Annotated in this window: 13 protein-coding genes; 6 read left to right on the plus strand and 7 right to left on the minus strand. The window is 61.7% G+C overall.

The features are described 5' to 3' along the window. Positions 1–81 precede the first annotated feature (81 nt). The 7 genes from HCN58_RS19345 to HCN58_RS19375 all read right to left on the minus strand — a co-directional run bounded on the left by HCN58_RS19345 (position 82) and on the right by HCN58_RS19375 (position 7,075). Complete coding sequence (locus HCN58_RS19345; protein WP_235983740.1) at positions 82–717, minus strand: TadE/TadG family type IV pilus assembly protein; 636 nt, start codon at positions 715–717, stop codon at positions 82–84. 3 nt (positions 718–720) lie between these two features. Beyond that, positions 721–1,275, minus strand: a complete 555-nt coding sequence (locus tag HCN58_RS19350; RefSeq protein WP_171580971.1) for a TadE/TadG family type IV pilus assembly protein — start codon at positions 1,273–1,275, stop codon at positions 721–723. Positions 1,276–1,507: 232 nt separating this feature from the next. Continuing rightward, entirely contained in the window at positions 1,508–1,999 is a 492-nt protein-coding gene (locus tag HCN58_RS19355; protein ID WP_171580972.1) for a pilus assembly protein N-terminal domain-containing protein, read from the minus strand. 208 nt (positions 2,000–2,207) lie between these two features. After that, positions 2,208–3,065 carry a sterol desaturase family protein gene (locus HCN58_RS19360; RefSeq protein ID WP_171580973.1) on the minus strand — a complete coding sequence of 286 codons (858 nt, stop codon included), beginning with the start codon at positions 3,063–3,065 and terminating at the stop codon, positions 2,208–2,210. Between the two features lie 67 nt (positions 3,066–3,132). Beyond that, positions 3,133–4,584 (minus strand): hypothetical protein, encoded by a 1,452-nt coding sequence (locus HCN58_RS19365; protein ID WP_171580974.1) that lies wholly within the window; start codon positions 4,582–4,584, stop codon positions 3,133–3,135. Between the two features lie 113 nt (positions 4,585–4,697). Continuing rightward, positions 4,698–6,143 (minus strand): hypothetical protein, encoded by a 1,446-nt coding sequence (locus HCN58_RS19370; protein WP_171580975.1) that lies wholly within the window; start codon positions 6,141–6,143, stop codon positions 4,698–4,700. Between the two features lie 104 nt (positions 6,144–6,247). Further along, complete coding sequence (locus HCN58_RS19375) at positions 6,248–7,075, minus strand: sterol desaturase family protein (protein ID WP_171580976.1); 828 nt, start codon at positions 7,073–7,075, stop codon at positions 6,248–6,250. Between the two features lie 306 nt (positions 7,076–7,381). On the opposite strand from HCN58_RS19375, the gene HCN58_RS19380 reads away from it, so the two are divergent. From HCN58_RS19380 to HCN58_RS19405, 6 genes are all read left to right on the plus strand, one after another. Continuing rightward, positions 7,382–7,546 (plus strand): Flp family type IVb pilin, encoded by a 165-nt coding sequence (locus HCN58_RS19380; RefSeq protein ID WP_171580977.1) that lies wholly within the window; start codon positions 7,382–7,384, stop codon positions 7,544–7,546. Between the two features lie 196 nt (positions 7,547–7,742). Then, the gene (locus HCN58_RS19385) at positions 7,743–8,267 is read left to right on the plus strand and encodes an A24 family peptidase (protein WP_171580978.1); all 525 of its coding nucleotides are present in this window, start codon (positions 7,743–7,745) and stop codon (positions 8,265–8,267) included. Positions 8,268–8,394: 127 nt separating this feature from the next. Next, positions 8,395–9,189, plus strand: coding sequence for a Flp pilus assembly protein CpaB (gene cpaB, locus HCN58_RS19390; RefSeq protein ID WP_171580979.1), 795 nt, complete (start codon positions 8,395–8,397; stop codon positions 9,187–9,189). Positions 9,190–9,206: 17 nt separating this feature from the next. Continuing rightward, positions 9,207–10,673 carry a type II and III secretion system protein family protein gene (locus HCN58_RS19395; protein WP_171581202.1) on the plus strand — a complete coding sequence of 489 codons (1,467 nt, stop codon included), beginning with the start codon at positions 9,207–9,209 and terminating at the stop codon, positions 10,671–10,673. 9 nt (positions 10,674–10,682) lie between these two features. Then, a complete protein-coding gene (locus HCN58_RS19400) occupies positions 10,683–11,438 on the plus strand; it encodes a CpaD family pilus assembly protein (RefSeq protein WP_171580980.1) in 756 nt (251 codons plus the stop codon). Beyond that, complete coding sequence (locus HCN58_RS19405) at positions 11,435–12,706, plus strand: CpaE/TadZ family protein (protein ID WP_171580981.1); 1,272 nt, start codon at positions 11,435–11,437, stop codon at positions 12,704–12,706. The genes HCN58_RS19400 and HCN58_RS19405 overlap by 4 nt, the downstream gene beginning before the upstream one ends. Positions 12,707–12,710: the final 4 nt, after the last annotated feature.

The raw sequence follows: 12,710 nt of genomic DNA on the forward strand, positions 1-12,710 counted from the left end.
GAAGACGGCGCCGATCCTTCCTTCAAGAGGAGGTCGCAGTGAACGCTAACGAGTTGCGAAGGTTGTTCGGAACTGCTGCCGTCACAGTGTCGGACAAGCCGGGAGGCTACTTCCCGAAGGGGGTGTTGGATATATAACGCAGAGCACCGTGCGCGGACGCGTGAAGGCTGCATCGTTAAAGGTTAGACCAGTCTTCGCCAGCACATAACCGACGGCCGGCGTATACTTGTAGCTGACCTCGCTCCAGATCACGTATGTCCCCTTGGCCGCGACGAGAGTTGTAGGCAACACCACAACGTCACCCTGATTATGAGGCGGCGTCGACGCGATCGAAACATTGCCTGCTGTATCGATCGCCAACCCCTTGCTCCACTGAACCCGAGCGGCCCCCGATGCGCTATCGATGTAAACCTCCGTGATCGAGGATATCAACGGCGAACCCGGGTAAGGTGTCATGATCGCCTTTGCCGTTTCACCGAAACTGAGGAGATCGGCATTCGCCACGCTCGCCATCTGAGACGTCAGGTCGGAAAGCGTTCGCGCCACCAGGGTGGCCTTGCGATCCACGGCAACGGCGGACGAAATCTCGACCACTCCGAAGAACATCACCGCCATGATCGGAAAGACCATGGCAAACTCGACAGCCGCGAGACCGCTGCGATCATCCATCAGGCTGCGCACTCGAAACGACATTTTCTGCAACGGGGATACCATCATCTATCACGGCTCTACATGAAAAGCGGCGGTCGCAGCGAGCAGCCGCTGGCTGCCATTGAGATTTGCAATGTTGAAGCCGAACCGCGTCACGAACAGCGGCCATTGATAAAAGGCGCGAATGACGACGGTGTTGGGAGAGCCGGCTGGCGGCAGAGAATATGAGAAAGGTCCAGTCAGGCTTCCACCGGAGATCGGATCGGTGATCGTGATCGCGGTGCCTGGGGTAAAGACCTTCACATCCACGGTAATGTTGCCCAGATTGCCGGAGCAGTTGAACATCACCTTGATGCGATTGCAGAGGTCCGTTTTGAATGCATTTTCGGTCATGCCGCTGTCCTGGGCTTGATGCGTGAGCATCATCCGCGCGCTTTCCGCCGTTCCATGCTCCAGAAGCTGGCCCGCAAAAAATACGATCGCCACCTCGATAATCGCAAACAGCATGCCGAGGAACAACGGCGCAACCAGCGCGAACTCGACGGCGGCCGAACCCCGGCGGTTGCGGCGAAATCGGTACAGTACATTTCTGACAGAGACTGTTGCAGCAGCGGGTGACGACATCGAAAGATCCCCAGACGGCAGCGATTATCCGCCTGCAAGAACTACCGCAAAGTGATTGTGGAAGTGTTTCGTCGAATCGAGGTAGAGCGGCCCGGCCCGCTAACCGGGCGTTTACTATCTTCGGAACGGGCCTCGTGCGGGCCGAAATCGATTCGAGGACGGGCTAATGCGGCGGACACGCCGACTGCAGTTTCGGTTCTGATTCGATCAGAACCGGAAGAGCTCAGGTTGCCTATTTGGTCCCTGCGTTGGCGGCTTGACCGCTGAGAGAACCGGCCTGATCAATGGCGGTCCTGAAGTAGCCGTCGCCGTCGCCAAGGGTGACCCGGCGCTGGCAGATCGGCATGCAGCTATAGGATTCGCGCTCGACGCCGCGGTAGACGGTGACGAGCTGATCGGTCGGGCCTTCGACCTGGATCTGACGGTCCACCAACACTTCGCCGTTACGGTCCATGGCGATGAAATTGGTCGCGCCGTAGCCCTTGCCAGTAACGACGACGATGCCGCCGCTTTGCAGCGTGACGTCTGCAATCAGGGGATTTCCGACCACGATGGTAGAGACCTTGGCAGGAAGCTTCACGAGCTTCGCCTGGTCGACGTAGACGGCGATTCGGTCGGGATCGGGCGAGGCCAGGCCGACGGCCGGCCACAGCAGGATTCCTGCAGCGAGAGAACGCAATCCAAAACGCGCGCGTGCGCGAATACGCGGGAACTTGAACGACATACTTTACCCCGGGGCATCAACAAGCCGGCAATGGCGATACGCAGCGGAACCGGCGCCCGACAAAGTGAATCTGACGACAATTCATGAACAAAGGGCAAATAGGCCCCGGCATGCGGCAAGAAATCCGCCATTAGCCCATTTATGTGGGCGCGATCTGCGGGCAAACGCTTCGCGTTTGTCCCGAGAGAAAGCCGGTGCCCAGCTTGCGCTAACGCTGCCCTGCGGGTCCGGACCTGCCCCATTTGCGGAACGGATAGGCCAGTTGCCCGATGATCTCGCGGGGAAACGAGACCTGGTCGTCCACGCCATAATTCTCCGGCAGCGCGCATTTAGGCATCCGGAAGGTCCCGAACAGCAGGTCCCAGAGCGGAAAGGTGCCGGCGAAATTGGTGTCCCCGCCCTCCTCGCGACAGGTGTGGTGCCAGCGATGAAACACCGGCGTTGCAACGACGTATTTGAACGGTCCGAGCGTCCAGTTGAGGTTGGCGTGAACGAACGCCGAATGGAAGATGTTGAACGGCCCGAGCCAGAGCATCACGCCCGGCGAAATGCCGGCCACCAGCAGCGCGACATCGACCCCGATAGTGCCTAACAGCAGATTGACGGGATGAAAGCGCGCCGCCGAGATCCAGTCCACATCCTCCGACGAATGATGAATGGCGTGGTAGTTCCAGAACCCGCCTCCGTGGAACATGCGGTGCAGCCAGTACATCATGAAGTCGGCCGCGACCAGAAACAGGATCGCCTGCAGCCATAAGGGCATCCTCGACATCGGGCCGTGGCCGTTGTCGTAGAAGGCGATCAGCTCGTCGGCGTCGTGAATTCCAAACAGCAAAGCGGCGCCGAGCACCAACAGCCCGATCCGAAACACGCGCGCGAACAGCGGCACCATGAACCAGTAGCAGATGTCGGTGACGAGCTCGCGCTTGCGCCACCACGGCTTGCCGGGATTGCAAGCCCAGAAATGCGAAAGCAGCGAGAACAGCAGCGCCAGCGCGATCGTAACCGGCACCACCTTGGCCAGGGTCTGGCCGAGCATTTCGACGATTTCGGTCGGCAGGTTCATCCGGTCCGCGTACCAGAATCCTGGCCCGCCCGCCAGTTTGCCCGCTGCAAATCGAAGGTGATCCGGGTCAGTTGGCGGTACGAACGTGCAACACCGCGTTCTCGTCGGCATAGGCGCGCCGCCAGCCAGCGAGATTGTCGAGCAGGCCGACTGCCGGGGTGTGCGGCGTCAGCAGCACGGCGTCGATCTCCCAGTTCTTCAGAATGTCGAGAAACTGCTTGACGTCCTTAAGCTGCATCGCGCGGTAGTATGCGATGTCGAACGCTTCGCCGTAGAGCTCGGCGCGCCCGTCGATGAACACTGGGATTTGCCGCCAGATCAGATAACCGCCGAACGGAAGATCGTTGAGAACCCGCTTGGGATTATGCGCCTTCAGTGCATCGACGGCCGCGGAAGGCGACTGGCTTTCCGGCGGTGCTAAAGTGGTGTTGGCCGCTAGCAGCCATGTCCAGCCGCCGAGCAGGACCATAACCGCTGCCATCATCCGCGCCGGAGCGCCGGTGCGGGCGGCCCAGGCCGGCCGCAGCGCGAACTGCGAAGCCACCGGCGCGAGCACCACGATCGGCAGCAACAATGCGAAGATCTCGACGTTCCGGACGTGCGACAGCGCCATGTGCAAAAGACCGAGCACCAGCGCGATCCGCGTCGGCGACAGCTTGACGCCGCCGTACAGCGCGCCGGCGATCAGCGTGAGGATCGCCATCTCGAACGCGCCGAATTTGCTGAAGTCCGCCGGCATCCATTCGTAGATCAGGTGCAGGAGCTCGCCGAGATCGAGAATCTTGCGTGCGGCGAGGATCGATCCCCAGCCGTAAGGTGTAGCGCAGCAGGCCACCAGCGCACTGAAGCCGAACGCTGCCCAGCGTAGCGCCAGCGGTTTTTGCCGCGCGCGCTCGGCATTCCACAGCGCATCGAGCGCGAACGCGCCAACCAGCACCAGGCCAAACACGAATCCGCCGTGCAGGTTCGCCCAAAACGCGATCAACGGCAAAAGCCATGGCGACGGCGCCTCGCCGCGCTCACTCGCCGACATCAGCCCGTGCGCCCACGCAAGCATGATCGGCAGCACCAGCACATGCGGGCGCGCCAGAAAATGCCCCATCGAAAGCACCAGCGCCGCGATCGCTACCGCGACCGCATACGCCGCAGGGACGCGGCGGCCGAGAATATGAGCGAACAACGCGAAGGTCGCGGCGATGCATACCGCGGCAACAACGACTGGCCCGGTCCAGCCCGCCAGATTGTAGCTGACCGCATACAGCACCTGCGCCAGCCAGGACGATGATGTCCACGGCTCTCCCGCCCTGGTGAAGGAATAGATGTCGACGCGCGGTAATGCGTGATGATCGAGGATCCATTGGCCCACGGCGATCTGCCAGTAGGTATCGGAATCGTTCAGGAGCATGCCGCCATTGCTCAACAGCAGCGCGTAGATACCGATCCCGACCCAGAGCCATGCAGGCACCTGCCAGAGGATGGAGGACTTCTCGTTGGACGCAGCTGCAATATTTGTGTTCATGCCGGCAGGCTGCGAACCGTGGGAAAATCTGGCTTACGGCAGCCGGAATATTCCGGACGGGAGGCCCCCGGTTTGGAATACGTGAATGAAGCCGATACCGCTGCGCTCATCTATCAACTGCCGCCCCGCACGTAGAGGACGGCCACATCGTCAGCGTAGACCCGCCGCCAGACGCCGACGTGATCGAGCAGGCTCGCCGCAGGCGCCCCCGGCCGTAGCAGCAACGCATCGATGTCGTGGTCCTTGAGCAGACTGAGAAACCGGCTGACGTCTTTGAGCTCCAGCGCGTTGTAATAGGCCATGGTGAATTTTTCGCCGTACAACTCGGCCCGCCCGTCGATGAATACGGGCATCTGCCGCCAGATCAAGTAGCCGCCGAATGCACGATCGTTGAGAACCCGCCGGAGATTGTGCGCCTTGATTGCTTCGACGGCGGCGGCCGGTGAATCGCTTTTCGGCGGCGAATGCGCCTGGTACGCCGCGACAGCCCAGGTCGAGATGCTGAGCGTGACGGCCAGCACCGCTGCCGAAGCAAGCGTCATCCTGCCCGACCAGGTCGGTTGCAGAGCGAACTGCCGTGACACCGGCGTCAGCACGACGATCGGCAGCAGTAGCGCAAATATCTCCAGATTCCTGCCATGCGAGAGCGCCATATGCAGCAGCCCGAGCACCAGTGCGATCCGCGGCGGCGACAGCGTGACGCCGCGATAAAGCGTCCCCGCGATCAAAGCGAGGATCGTCAGTTCGAATGGACTGATCCTACTGAAATCCGCCGGCGCCCATTCGCTGATGAGACGCAGGAGTTCTCCAAGGTCGAGAATCTTGCGTGAAGCCAGGATCGATTCCCAGCCGTAAGGCGTGAAGCAGCAGGCCAGCAATGCTGCCAACCCGAATGCAACCCAGCGCAGCGCCAGCGGCTTCCGCTGTAACGGCGCAGCGTTCCATACCGCGTCGATCGCGAATGCACCCGCCAGCACCAGACCGAACACGAAACCACCATGCAGGTTGGCCCAAAGCGCAATCAGCGGCAGCAACCAGAATGACGGCGCCTGCCGCCGCTCGCTCGCCGTCATCAAGCCGTGCGCCCACGCAACCGTGACCGGCATCGCCAGCACGTGTGGGCGCGCCAGAAAGTGCGGCGCCGACAGCACCATTGCCGCCAGCGCAACCAGGGCCGCATAGCTTGCGCGCATGCGGCGCTCCAGGATATGCGCCAGCAGCCCGAAAGTCGCTGCGATCGAGCCTGCCGCAACCACGACGGGCCCGGTCCAGCCGGCCAGATTATAGCTCACGGCATAGAGGATTTGCGCAAGCCAGGATGATGAAATCCAGGGCTCGCCAAACTTGCTGAAGGAATAGACATCAACGCGCGGCAGAGCCCCGTGATCGAGAATCCATTGGCCGACGGCGATTTGCCAAAAAGTATCGGAATCGTTCAGAAGCCCGCTGCCATTGACCAGCAAGACCACGTACACGCCGGTGCCAAGCCATGACCAGGCCGGGACCCGGCCAAAGCTGGAGGCTTTCGCCTGGTGAATCGTTGCGACGTCAATGCTCATGACACGTTCCAGCCCGGCGCCCTGGCACGCGATCGGCTCATACCGGACTTCTGTTTCCTGTTGCGATGTGTTGCCTGGTCGCGTTCCGGCAAGCGCTGCATACTCTAGTGACGGAACGGATAGGCCAATTGCCCGCCGATCTCGTTCGGGATCTCTTGATCGTCCACGCCATATGCCACCGGCAGCCGGTTCTCCGGCATGCGGAACGTTCCAAACAGGATGTCCCAAATCGGAAAGGTGCCCGCGAAATTGGTATCGCCGCCCTCTTCCAGCGAGGTGTGATGCCAGCGGTGGAAGACCGGCGTGGCAAGCACATATTTGAATGGCCCTAACGTCCAGTTCAGGTTGGCGTGAACGAACGCGGAATGGAAGGTCGTGAACGGTCCGACCCACAGCATGATGTTGGGGGAAATGCCCGCCATCAGAAGGATGACGTCGACCAGGATCGTTCCGATGAACAGGTTGACGGGGTGAAACCGCGCGGCGGAGATCCACTCGAGATCTTCCGAGGAATGATGAATGGCGTGATATTTCCAAAAATCACCGCTGTGAAACATGCGATGCAGCCAGTACAGCATGAAGTCCGATGCAACGAGGAACAACAGTGCCTGCACCCAGAGCGGAAGCTGTGCCAGCGGTCCATGGCCATTGTCGTAGAATGCGATCAGCTCGTCGACCTCATGAATGTTGAAGACGATGGAGGCGCCGAGCACCAATAGTCCGATGCGGAAGATGCGGGCAAATACCGGCACGAAGAACCAGTAGCAGATGTCGGTGATGAGTTCGCGCTTGCGCCACCAGGGCTTGCCCGGATTGCAGGCCCAGAAATGCGAGAGCACCGTGAACACGAGCGCGAGCGCGAGCGTGACCGGAACGACCTTCGCCATCGTCTGGCCTACGACCTCGATGACTTCCATTGGCAAACCGGACATGACGGCCTCGTTCGATCGGAGAACTCAAGGCGTATCTGCTCGCGCTTAAAGAGCCGTGAATCAAAGGAGCCATCGACACAGCGCGCGACCACGACGATCGCTTTCAAAGCCGTGCTTGCATTTTATCGCTCGCCTTAACGCGGTGTTTACTGTGCCCAAGAACTGCAAGTTCCAAGCATTTTTGCACGGTCGAATTAACTGCGTCGAAATTGTCGCACCCTAGTGTGACGCCATGGTCACGGTGCTGAGAACGCCGGCGAGACCAAACTTAAGTTCGACCAGCCACGTGTGTACACAGGAGTTATCATGAAGAATCTCGTTTCGCGTTTCGTGAAGGATGAGTCCGGCGCCACCGCCATCGAATACGGCCTGATTGCCGCCGGCATCGCGGTCGCGATCATCGGCGTCGTCAATGGTCTCGGCACCAAGATTTCGAGCAACTTCAATACGATCTCGTCCTCGCTGAAGTAAGCGACGGCTGCGAGCTAGCTTTAAAGGCCCCGGCTTGCCGGGGCCTTTATCGTTTCCGCAAAGCCGCACGGCGAAACCATAAGCCGCCGTCGGATGCGGTTCGAACTGATTTCTGGTGTTTCCCGATTGTTCACTTCTCGTGACTAGGCTCGTTCAGAGCCTCCACCCCAGGTCAACCGCAGCCTCGCGTGAATTCATGATCCTCGACACTGCCCGCCTCCTGATGTTTCCGGCCCTGATGGCGTTTGCAGCCGCGAGCGACCTCTTCACCATGACGATTTCGAACCGGGTGTCGCTGGCGCTGATCGCGGGCTTCGTCGCGCTTGCAGCGCTCGGCGGCATGGGCCTGCACGACATGCTGCTGCATTTCAGCGCCGGCGCAGTCGTCCTGGTGGTGGCCTTTGCCTGCTTCGCGATGGGGTGGGTCGGCGGCGGCGACGCCAAGGTCGCGGCCAGCGTGGCGCTCTGGTTTGGCTTCGACCATCTCCTCAATTATCTGGTCTATGTCTCGCTGCTCGGCGGCGCGCTGACGATCCTGCTGATTCAATTCCGGCAATGGCCGCTGCCCTCTTTCCTCACCGGACAAGCCTGGCTGAACCGGCTGCACGACAAGACGAGCGGAATCCCCTATGGCATCGCGCTCGCCCTCGGCGCGCTGATCGTCTATCCGGAGACCGAATGGATCAAGGCGGTCGACCTCACTCATCTTGCCATGCGCTGATCTATTCGCCGCTAACTTTCCGTTAAGGCAATTTACACACGCCTCATTAACCATGCTTTGACGAATAGCTGGTCAACTCCCATCACCGCGACGGAAGCGTCGCAGCGTAATGTGGAAAGTGAAGCGTATGAATAAGCCACGCATTGTGGTCCTGGCCATCGCGATCGGCGCCGGCGGCATTGCCGCATATCTCGCCAGCGGGTCCGACGACAAGCCTGCCCCGGCCCAGCCGGTCGCGCAGATGCAGACCGTCGATATTCTCGTCGCGAAATCGGATATCGGTCTCGGCCAATCGGTCAAGGCGGACGATCTGCAATGGCAGACCTGGCCGGCCGCGACCGCCAGCAACAATTTCATCAGCCGCGCCAGCAAGGCCGACGCCGTCAAGGAGATCACCGGCTCGATCGCGCGCGCGCCGTTCATCGCGGGCGAGCCGATTCGCGAGCAGAAGCTGGTGAAGGCCGATGGCTCCGGCTTCATGGCGGCGATCCTGCCCGCTGGCTACCGGGCCATTTCCACCGAAATTTCGCCGGAAACCGGCGCCGGCGGCTTCATCCTGCCGAACGACCGCGTCGACGTGATTCTTACCAAGCGCGAGAAAAATCCGGACGGCAAGGGCCCGGATATCCCCAATTCGGAGATCATTCTCACCAATATTCGCGTTCTCGCAATCGACCAAGCACCGAAAGAAAAGGAAGGCGCCAGCTCGCTGGTCGGCAAGACGGTCACCCTCGAGCTGAAGCCCGAGCAGGCCGAGACGCTGGCGCGGTCGCGCCAGAGCGGCACGCTGACGCTGGCGCTGCGCAGCATTGCCGACATTAACGCAGTCGAAAAGCCGGACGAGCAGCAACTCAACAAGCGCGGCGAAAACCTCAACGTCGTCCGTTACGGCGTTGCCAGCCAGCAGACGATGCAGAAGTGACCGAAAGGACGCACGATATGAAGTGCAGGGAAATTCAGCCGATGATGCGAACGTTCATCGTCCGCGCCCTGTCGTTTTCGGCCGTGACTGCTCTCACGCTCAATCCGGCGCTGACGCCGGCGGTGGCGAGCGACTATCGCGCCATGACTCCCGTCGCCGCCGACGGGCAGATGAACGCGCGCTTCGTTTCGCTCGGGATCGGCAAATCCATCGTGATCGACCTGCCGCGCGAGATCAAGGACGTGCTGGTTGCGGATCCGAAGATCGCCAATGCCGTGGTGCGTTCGACCCAGCGCGCCTATGTCATCGGCGCCGCGGTCGGCCAGACCAATATCGTTTTCTTCGATTCGACCGGCGCGCAGATCGCGGCCTACGACATCGCCGTCAAGCGCGACCTTAACGGCGTCCGCGCCGCGCTGAAACAGTCGCTGCCGAATTCGGACATCCAGATCGAAGGCGTCGGTGACGGCGTGCTATTGAGCGGCACCGCGGCAACCCCGATCGAGGCGCAACAAGCCACCGATATCGCCGCCCGCCTGGTGGGCGGCCCGGAAAAGGTCGTCAATTCGATCGCAGTTCGCGGCCGTGACCAGGTGATGTTGAAAGTCACGCTCGCTGAAGTCCAGCGCTCGATCATCAAACAGCTCGGCATCGATCTCAGCGCCAGCATGACCTACGGCACGTCAGTTGTTAAGTTCACCAACAACAACCCGTTCACCGCAAACAGTGCGCCGCTCGTCGCCGGCAACAGCCTCGCCGGGACTTTCGGCACAATGCCATCCGTGCAGGCGACGCTGCGTGCGATGGAAAGCGCCGGCGTGGTGCGGACCCTTGCCGAGCCCAACCTCACAGCCATTTCCGGCGAGTCCGCGACGTTTATCTCCGGCGGCGAATTTCCAATTCCGACCGGCGTGACGTGCCAAACAACAACGTCCGGTAGCATCGGACAATGCGTTCAGACAGTCAGCTTCAAGAAATTCGGCATTTCCCTCAACTTTACGCCGGTCGTGCTGACGGAGGGCCGGATCAGCCTGCGGGTGATGACCGAAGTGTCGGAGGTCTCGACCGAAAACGCTTTAACCGGCGGCCAAGGCGGAACAACCATTCCCTCGATCAAGACCCGTCGCGCCGAGACGACGCTGGAAATTCCCTCCGGCGGCGCGATGGCGATGGCCGGCCTGATCCAGGAACAGACGAAGCAGGCCATCAATGGCTTTCCGGGCCTGGCGCAACTGCCGGTTCTCGGCTCGCTGTTCCGCAGCCGCGATTTCGTCAACAACCAGACCGAACTGATGGTTCTGGTCACGCCCTATGTGGTGCGCGCGGTGGCGCAGAAGGACCTGTCGCGCCCCGATGACGGCTTTGCCAGCGCGTCGGACCCGCAGGCCGACCTGCTCGGCAGCATCAATCGCATCTATGGCGTTCCGGGCCGTGTCGAGAAGGCACGGAATTATCGCGGCACCTACGGCTTTATCACGGACTGAGGCGGGACGATGACAGCACAGAGTACATCCGCAAGACGCGCCGATCGCAAGCGCGCGCTCCGCCTGACCGGAGCGCTGATCGGCCTTTCCGTGGCGCTCGGCGCCTGCAAGCATACCGTTGTCGATCCCGCGACGACGGCCGGCGTGCCCGACGATTACCGCCTGCGCCATCCGATAGCGGTCCAGGAAGCCGATCGCTCGATTGTCGTTTTCGTCGGTCGCGGACGCGGCGGCTTGTCCGCCTCTCAGCGCGCCGACGTCATAGGCTTGGCCCAGGCCTGGCTTCGCGAAGGCACCGGCGCCATCAGCGTCGACGTGCCCGTCAATACACCGAACGCGCGGGCGGCCGAGGATTCATTGCGCGAGATCCGGGCGACCTTTGCCGCTGCCGGCGTGCCGCCGCGCGCGATCAATGTCCGCCAGTATCACCCCGAAGACCCCAGGCATATGGCCGCGATCCGCCTCAACTATCCGAAGATTTCGGCGGTGGCCGGCCCATGTGGGCTATGGCCGGAGGACCTTGGGCCGTCGATCAACAACAAGGGCTATTTCGACAACAAGCAGTATTACAATTTCGGCTGCTCCAATCAGCGCAATCTGGCGGCGATGATCGACAACCCGTCCGACCTTGTGCAGCCCCGTCCCGAAACCCCAGCCTATGCGCCACGCCGCGGCATGGCCTTCGAGAAGTATCGCAAGGGCTCCACCACCGCGACCACCTATCCCGAGAGCGACAAGGCCAAACTCAGCGATACCGGCAAATGATCACTTACTCGCGCCAGAATTCAGAATCGCAGCCGGAAATCACGGCGTCGCCGACCGAGGACCACATCGCACCGGCGCCGCGGGTGTCGGTGCAGGCGTTCTGCGAGACGGTGGAGACCGCGGCCGCGGTGCAGTCGGCGGGCGAAGACCGCCGCCTCGGCAAGGCTCATCTCAAGATCCAGATGGGCGGCATGGCTGCTGCCATCGAGGCCTACCGCTCGGCCCCGACCCCGAACGTCATCATCCTGGAGACCGAGGGCCGCAACGACATTCTCGCCGGTCTCGACCAGCTCGCCACCGTCTGCGACGCCGGAACCCGCGTGATCGTGATCGGGCGGATCAACGACGTCATGCTCTATCGCGAACTGGTCCGCCGTGGCGTCAGCGACTACGTCATCGCTCCGGTCGGCGCCATCGACGTCGTGCGCTCGGTCTGCAACCTGTTCTCGTCGCCGGAAGCCAAGGCCGTCGGTCGCATCATTGCTGTCGTCGGCGCCAAGGGCGGTGTCGGCGCTTCCACCGTCGCCCACAACGTCGCCTGGGCGATCGCGCGCGATCTGGCGCTGGATTCAGTGGTCGCCGACCTCGATCTCGCTTTCGGCACCGCCGGTCTTGACTACAACCAGGACCCGCCGCAGGGCATCGCGGATGCGGTGTTCTCGCCTGACCGGGTCGATACCGCGTTTCTCGATCGCCTGCTGTCGAAATGTACCGACCATCTCAGCCTGCTGGCCGCGCCGGCTACGCTCGACCGGGTCTACGATTTCGGCGCGGAGGCCTTCGATTCGATCTTCGATACGCTTCGTACCACGATGCCCTGCATCGTACTCGACGTTCCCCACCAATGGTCGGGATGGACCAAGCGCGCCTTGATCGCGGCCGACGATATCCTGATCGTCGCCGCCCCCGATCTCGCCAACCTCCGCAACACCAAGAATATCTACGACCTCTTGAAGGCATCCCGGCCGAACGATCGCGCGCCGCTTTATTGCCTGAACCAGGTCGGCATCCCGAAGCGGCCGGAGATCCCCGCCGCCGAGTTCGCCAAGGCGATCGAAAGCCACCCGATCGCCAGCATCCCGTTCGAGCCGCAGATGTTCGGCTCGGCCGCCAACAATGGCCAGATGATTGCGGAAATCTCCGCAACCCATCGCACCACCGAGATGTTCCTGCAGATCGCGCAGCGGCTCACCGGCCGCGGCGAGACCAAGAAGCCGAAGAGTTCGTTGCTGTCGCCTTTGATCGAGAAGTTGCGGGCCAAGAAGTAGACAG

It is taken from the genome of Bradyrhizobium australiense, from assembly GCF_013114825.1.
Taxonomy (GTDB): domain Bacteria; phylum Pseudomonadota; class Alphaproteobacteria; order Rhizobiales; family Xanthobacteraceae; genus Bradyrhizobium; species Bradyrhizobium australiense.

Bases quoted from the DNA above. Each gene is read 5' to 3' on its own strand.
- HCN58_RS19385 (WP_171580978.1), top strand. From the start codon at position 7,743: ATGATCCTCGACACTGCCCGCCTCCTGATGTTTCCGGCCCTGATGGCG.
- HCN58_RS19395 (WP_171581202.1), top strand. From the start codon at position 9,207: ATGAAGTGCAGGGAAATTCAGCCGATGATGCGAACGTTCATCGTCCGC.
- cpaB (WP_171580979.1), top strand. From the start codon at position 8,395: ATGAATAAGCCACGCATTGTGGTCCTGGCCATCGCGATCGGCGCCGGC.
- HCN58_RS19355 (WP_171580972.1), bottom strand. From the start codon at position 1,999: ATGTCGTTCAAGTTCCCGCGTATTCGCGCACGCGCGCGTTTTGGATTG.
- HCN58_RS19380 (WP_171580977.1), top strand. From the start codon at position 7,382: ATGAAGAATCTCGTTTCGCGTTTCGTGAAGGATGAGTCCGGCGCCACC.
- HCN58_RS19400 (WP_171580980.1), top strand. From the start codon at position 10,683: ATGACAGCACAGAGTACATCCGCAAGACGCGCCGATCGCAAGCGCGCG.
- HCN58_RS19350 (WP_171580971.1), bottom strand. From the start codon at position 1,275: ATGTCGTCACCCGCTGCTGCAACAGTCTCTGTCAGAAATGTACTGTAC.
- HCN58_RS19365 (WP_171580974.1), bottom strand. From the start codon at position 4,584: ATGAACACAAATATTGCAGCTGCGTCCAACGAGAAGTCCTCCATCCTC.
- HCN58_RS19360 (WP_171580973.1), bottom strand. From the start codon at position 3,065: ATGAACCTGCCGACCGAAATCGTCGAAATGCTCGGCCAGACCCTGGCC.
- HCN58_RS19345 (WP_235983740.1), bottom strand. From the start codon at position 717: ATGATGGTATCCCCGTTGCAGAAAATGTCGTTTCGAGTGCGCAGCCTG.
- HCN58_RS19375 (WP_171580976.1), bottom strand. From the start codon at position 7,075: ATGTCCGGTTTGCCAATGGAAGTCATCGAGGTCGTAGGCCAGACGATG.
- HCN58_RS19405 (WP_171580981.1), top strand. From the start codon at position 11,435: ATGATCACTTACTCGCGCCAGAATTCAGAATCGCAGCCGGAAATCACG.
- HCN58_RS19370 (WP_171580975.1), bottom strand. From the start codon at position 6,143: ATGAGCATTGACGTCGCAACGATTCACCAGGCGAAAGCCTCCAGCTTT.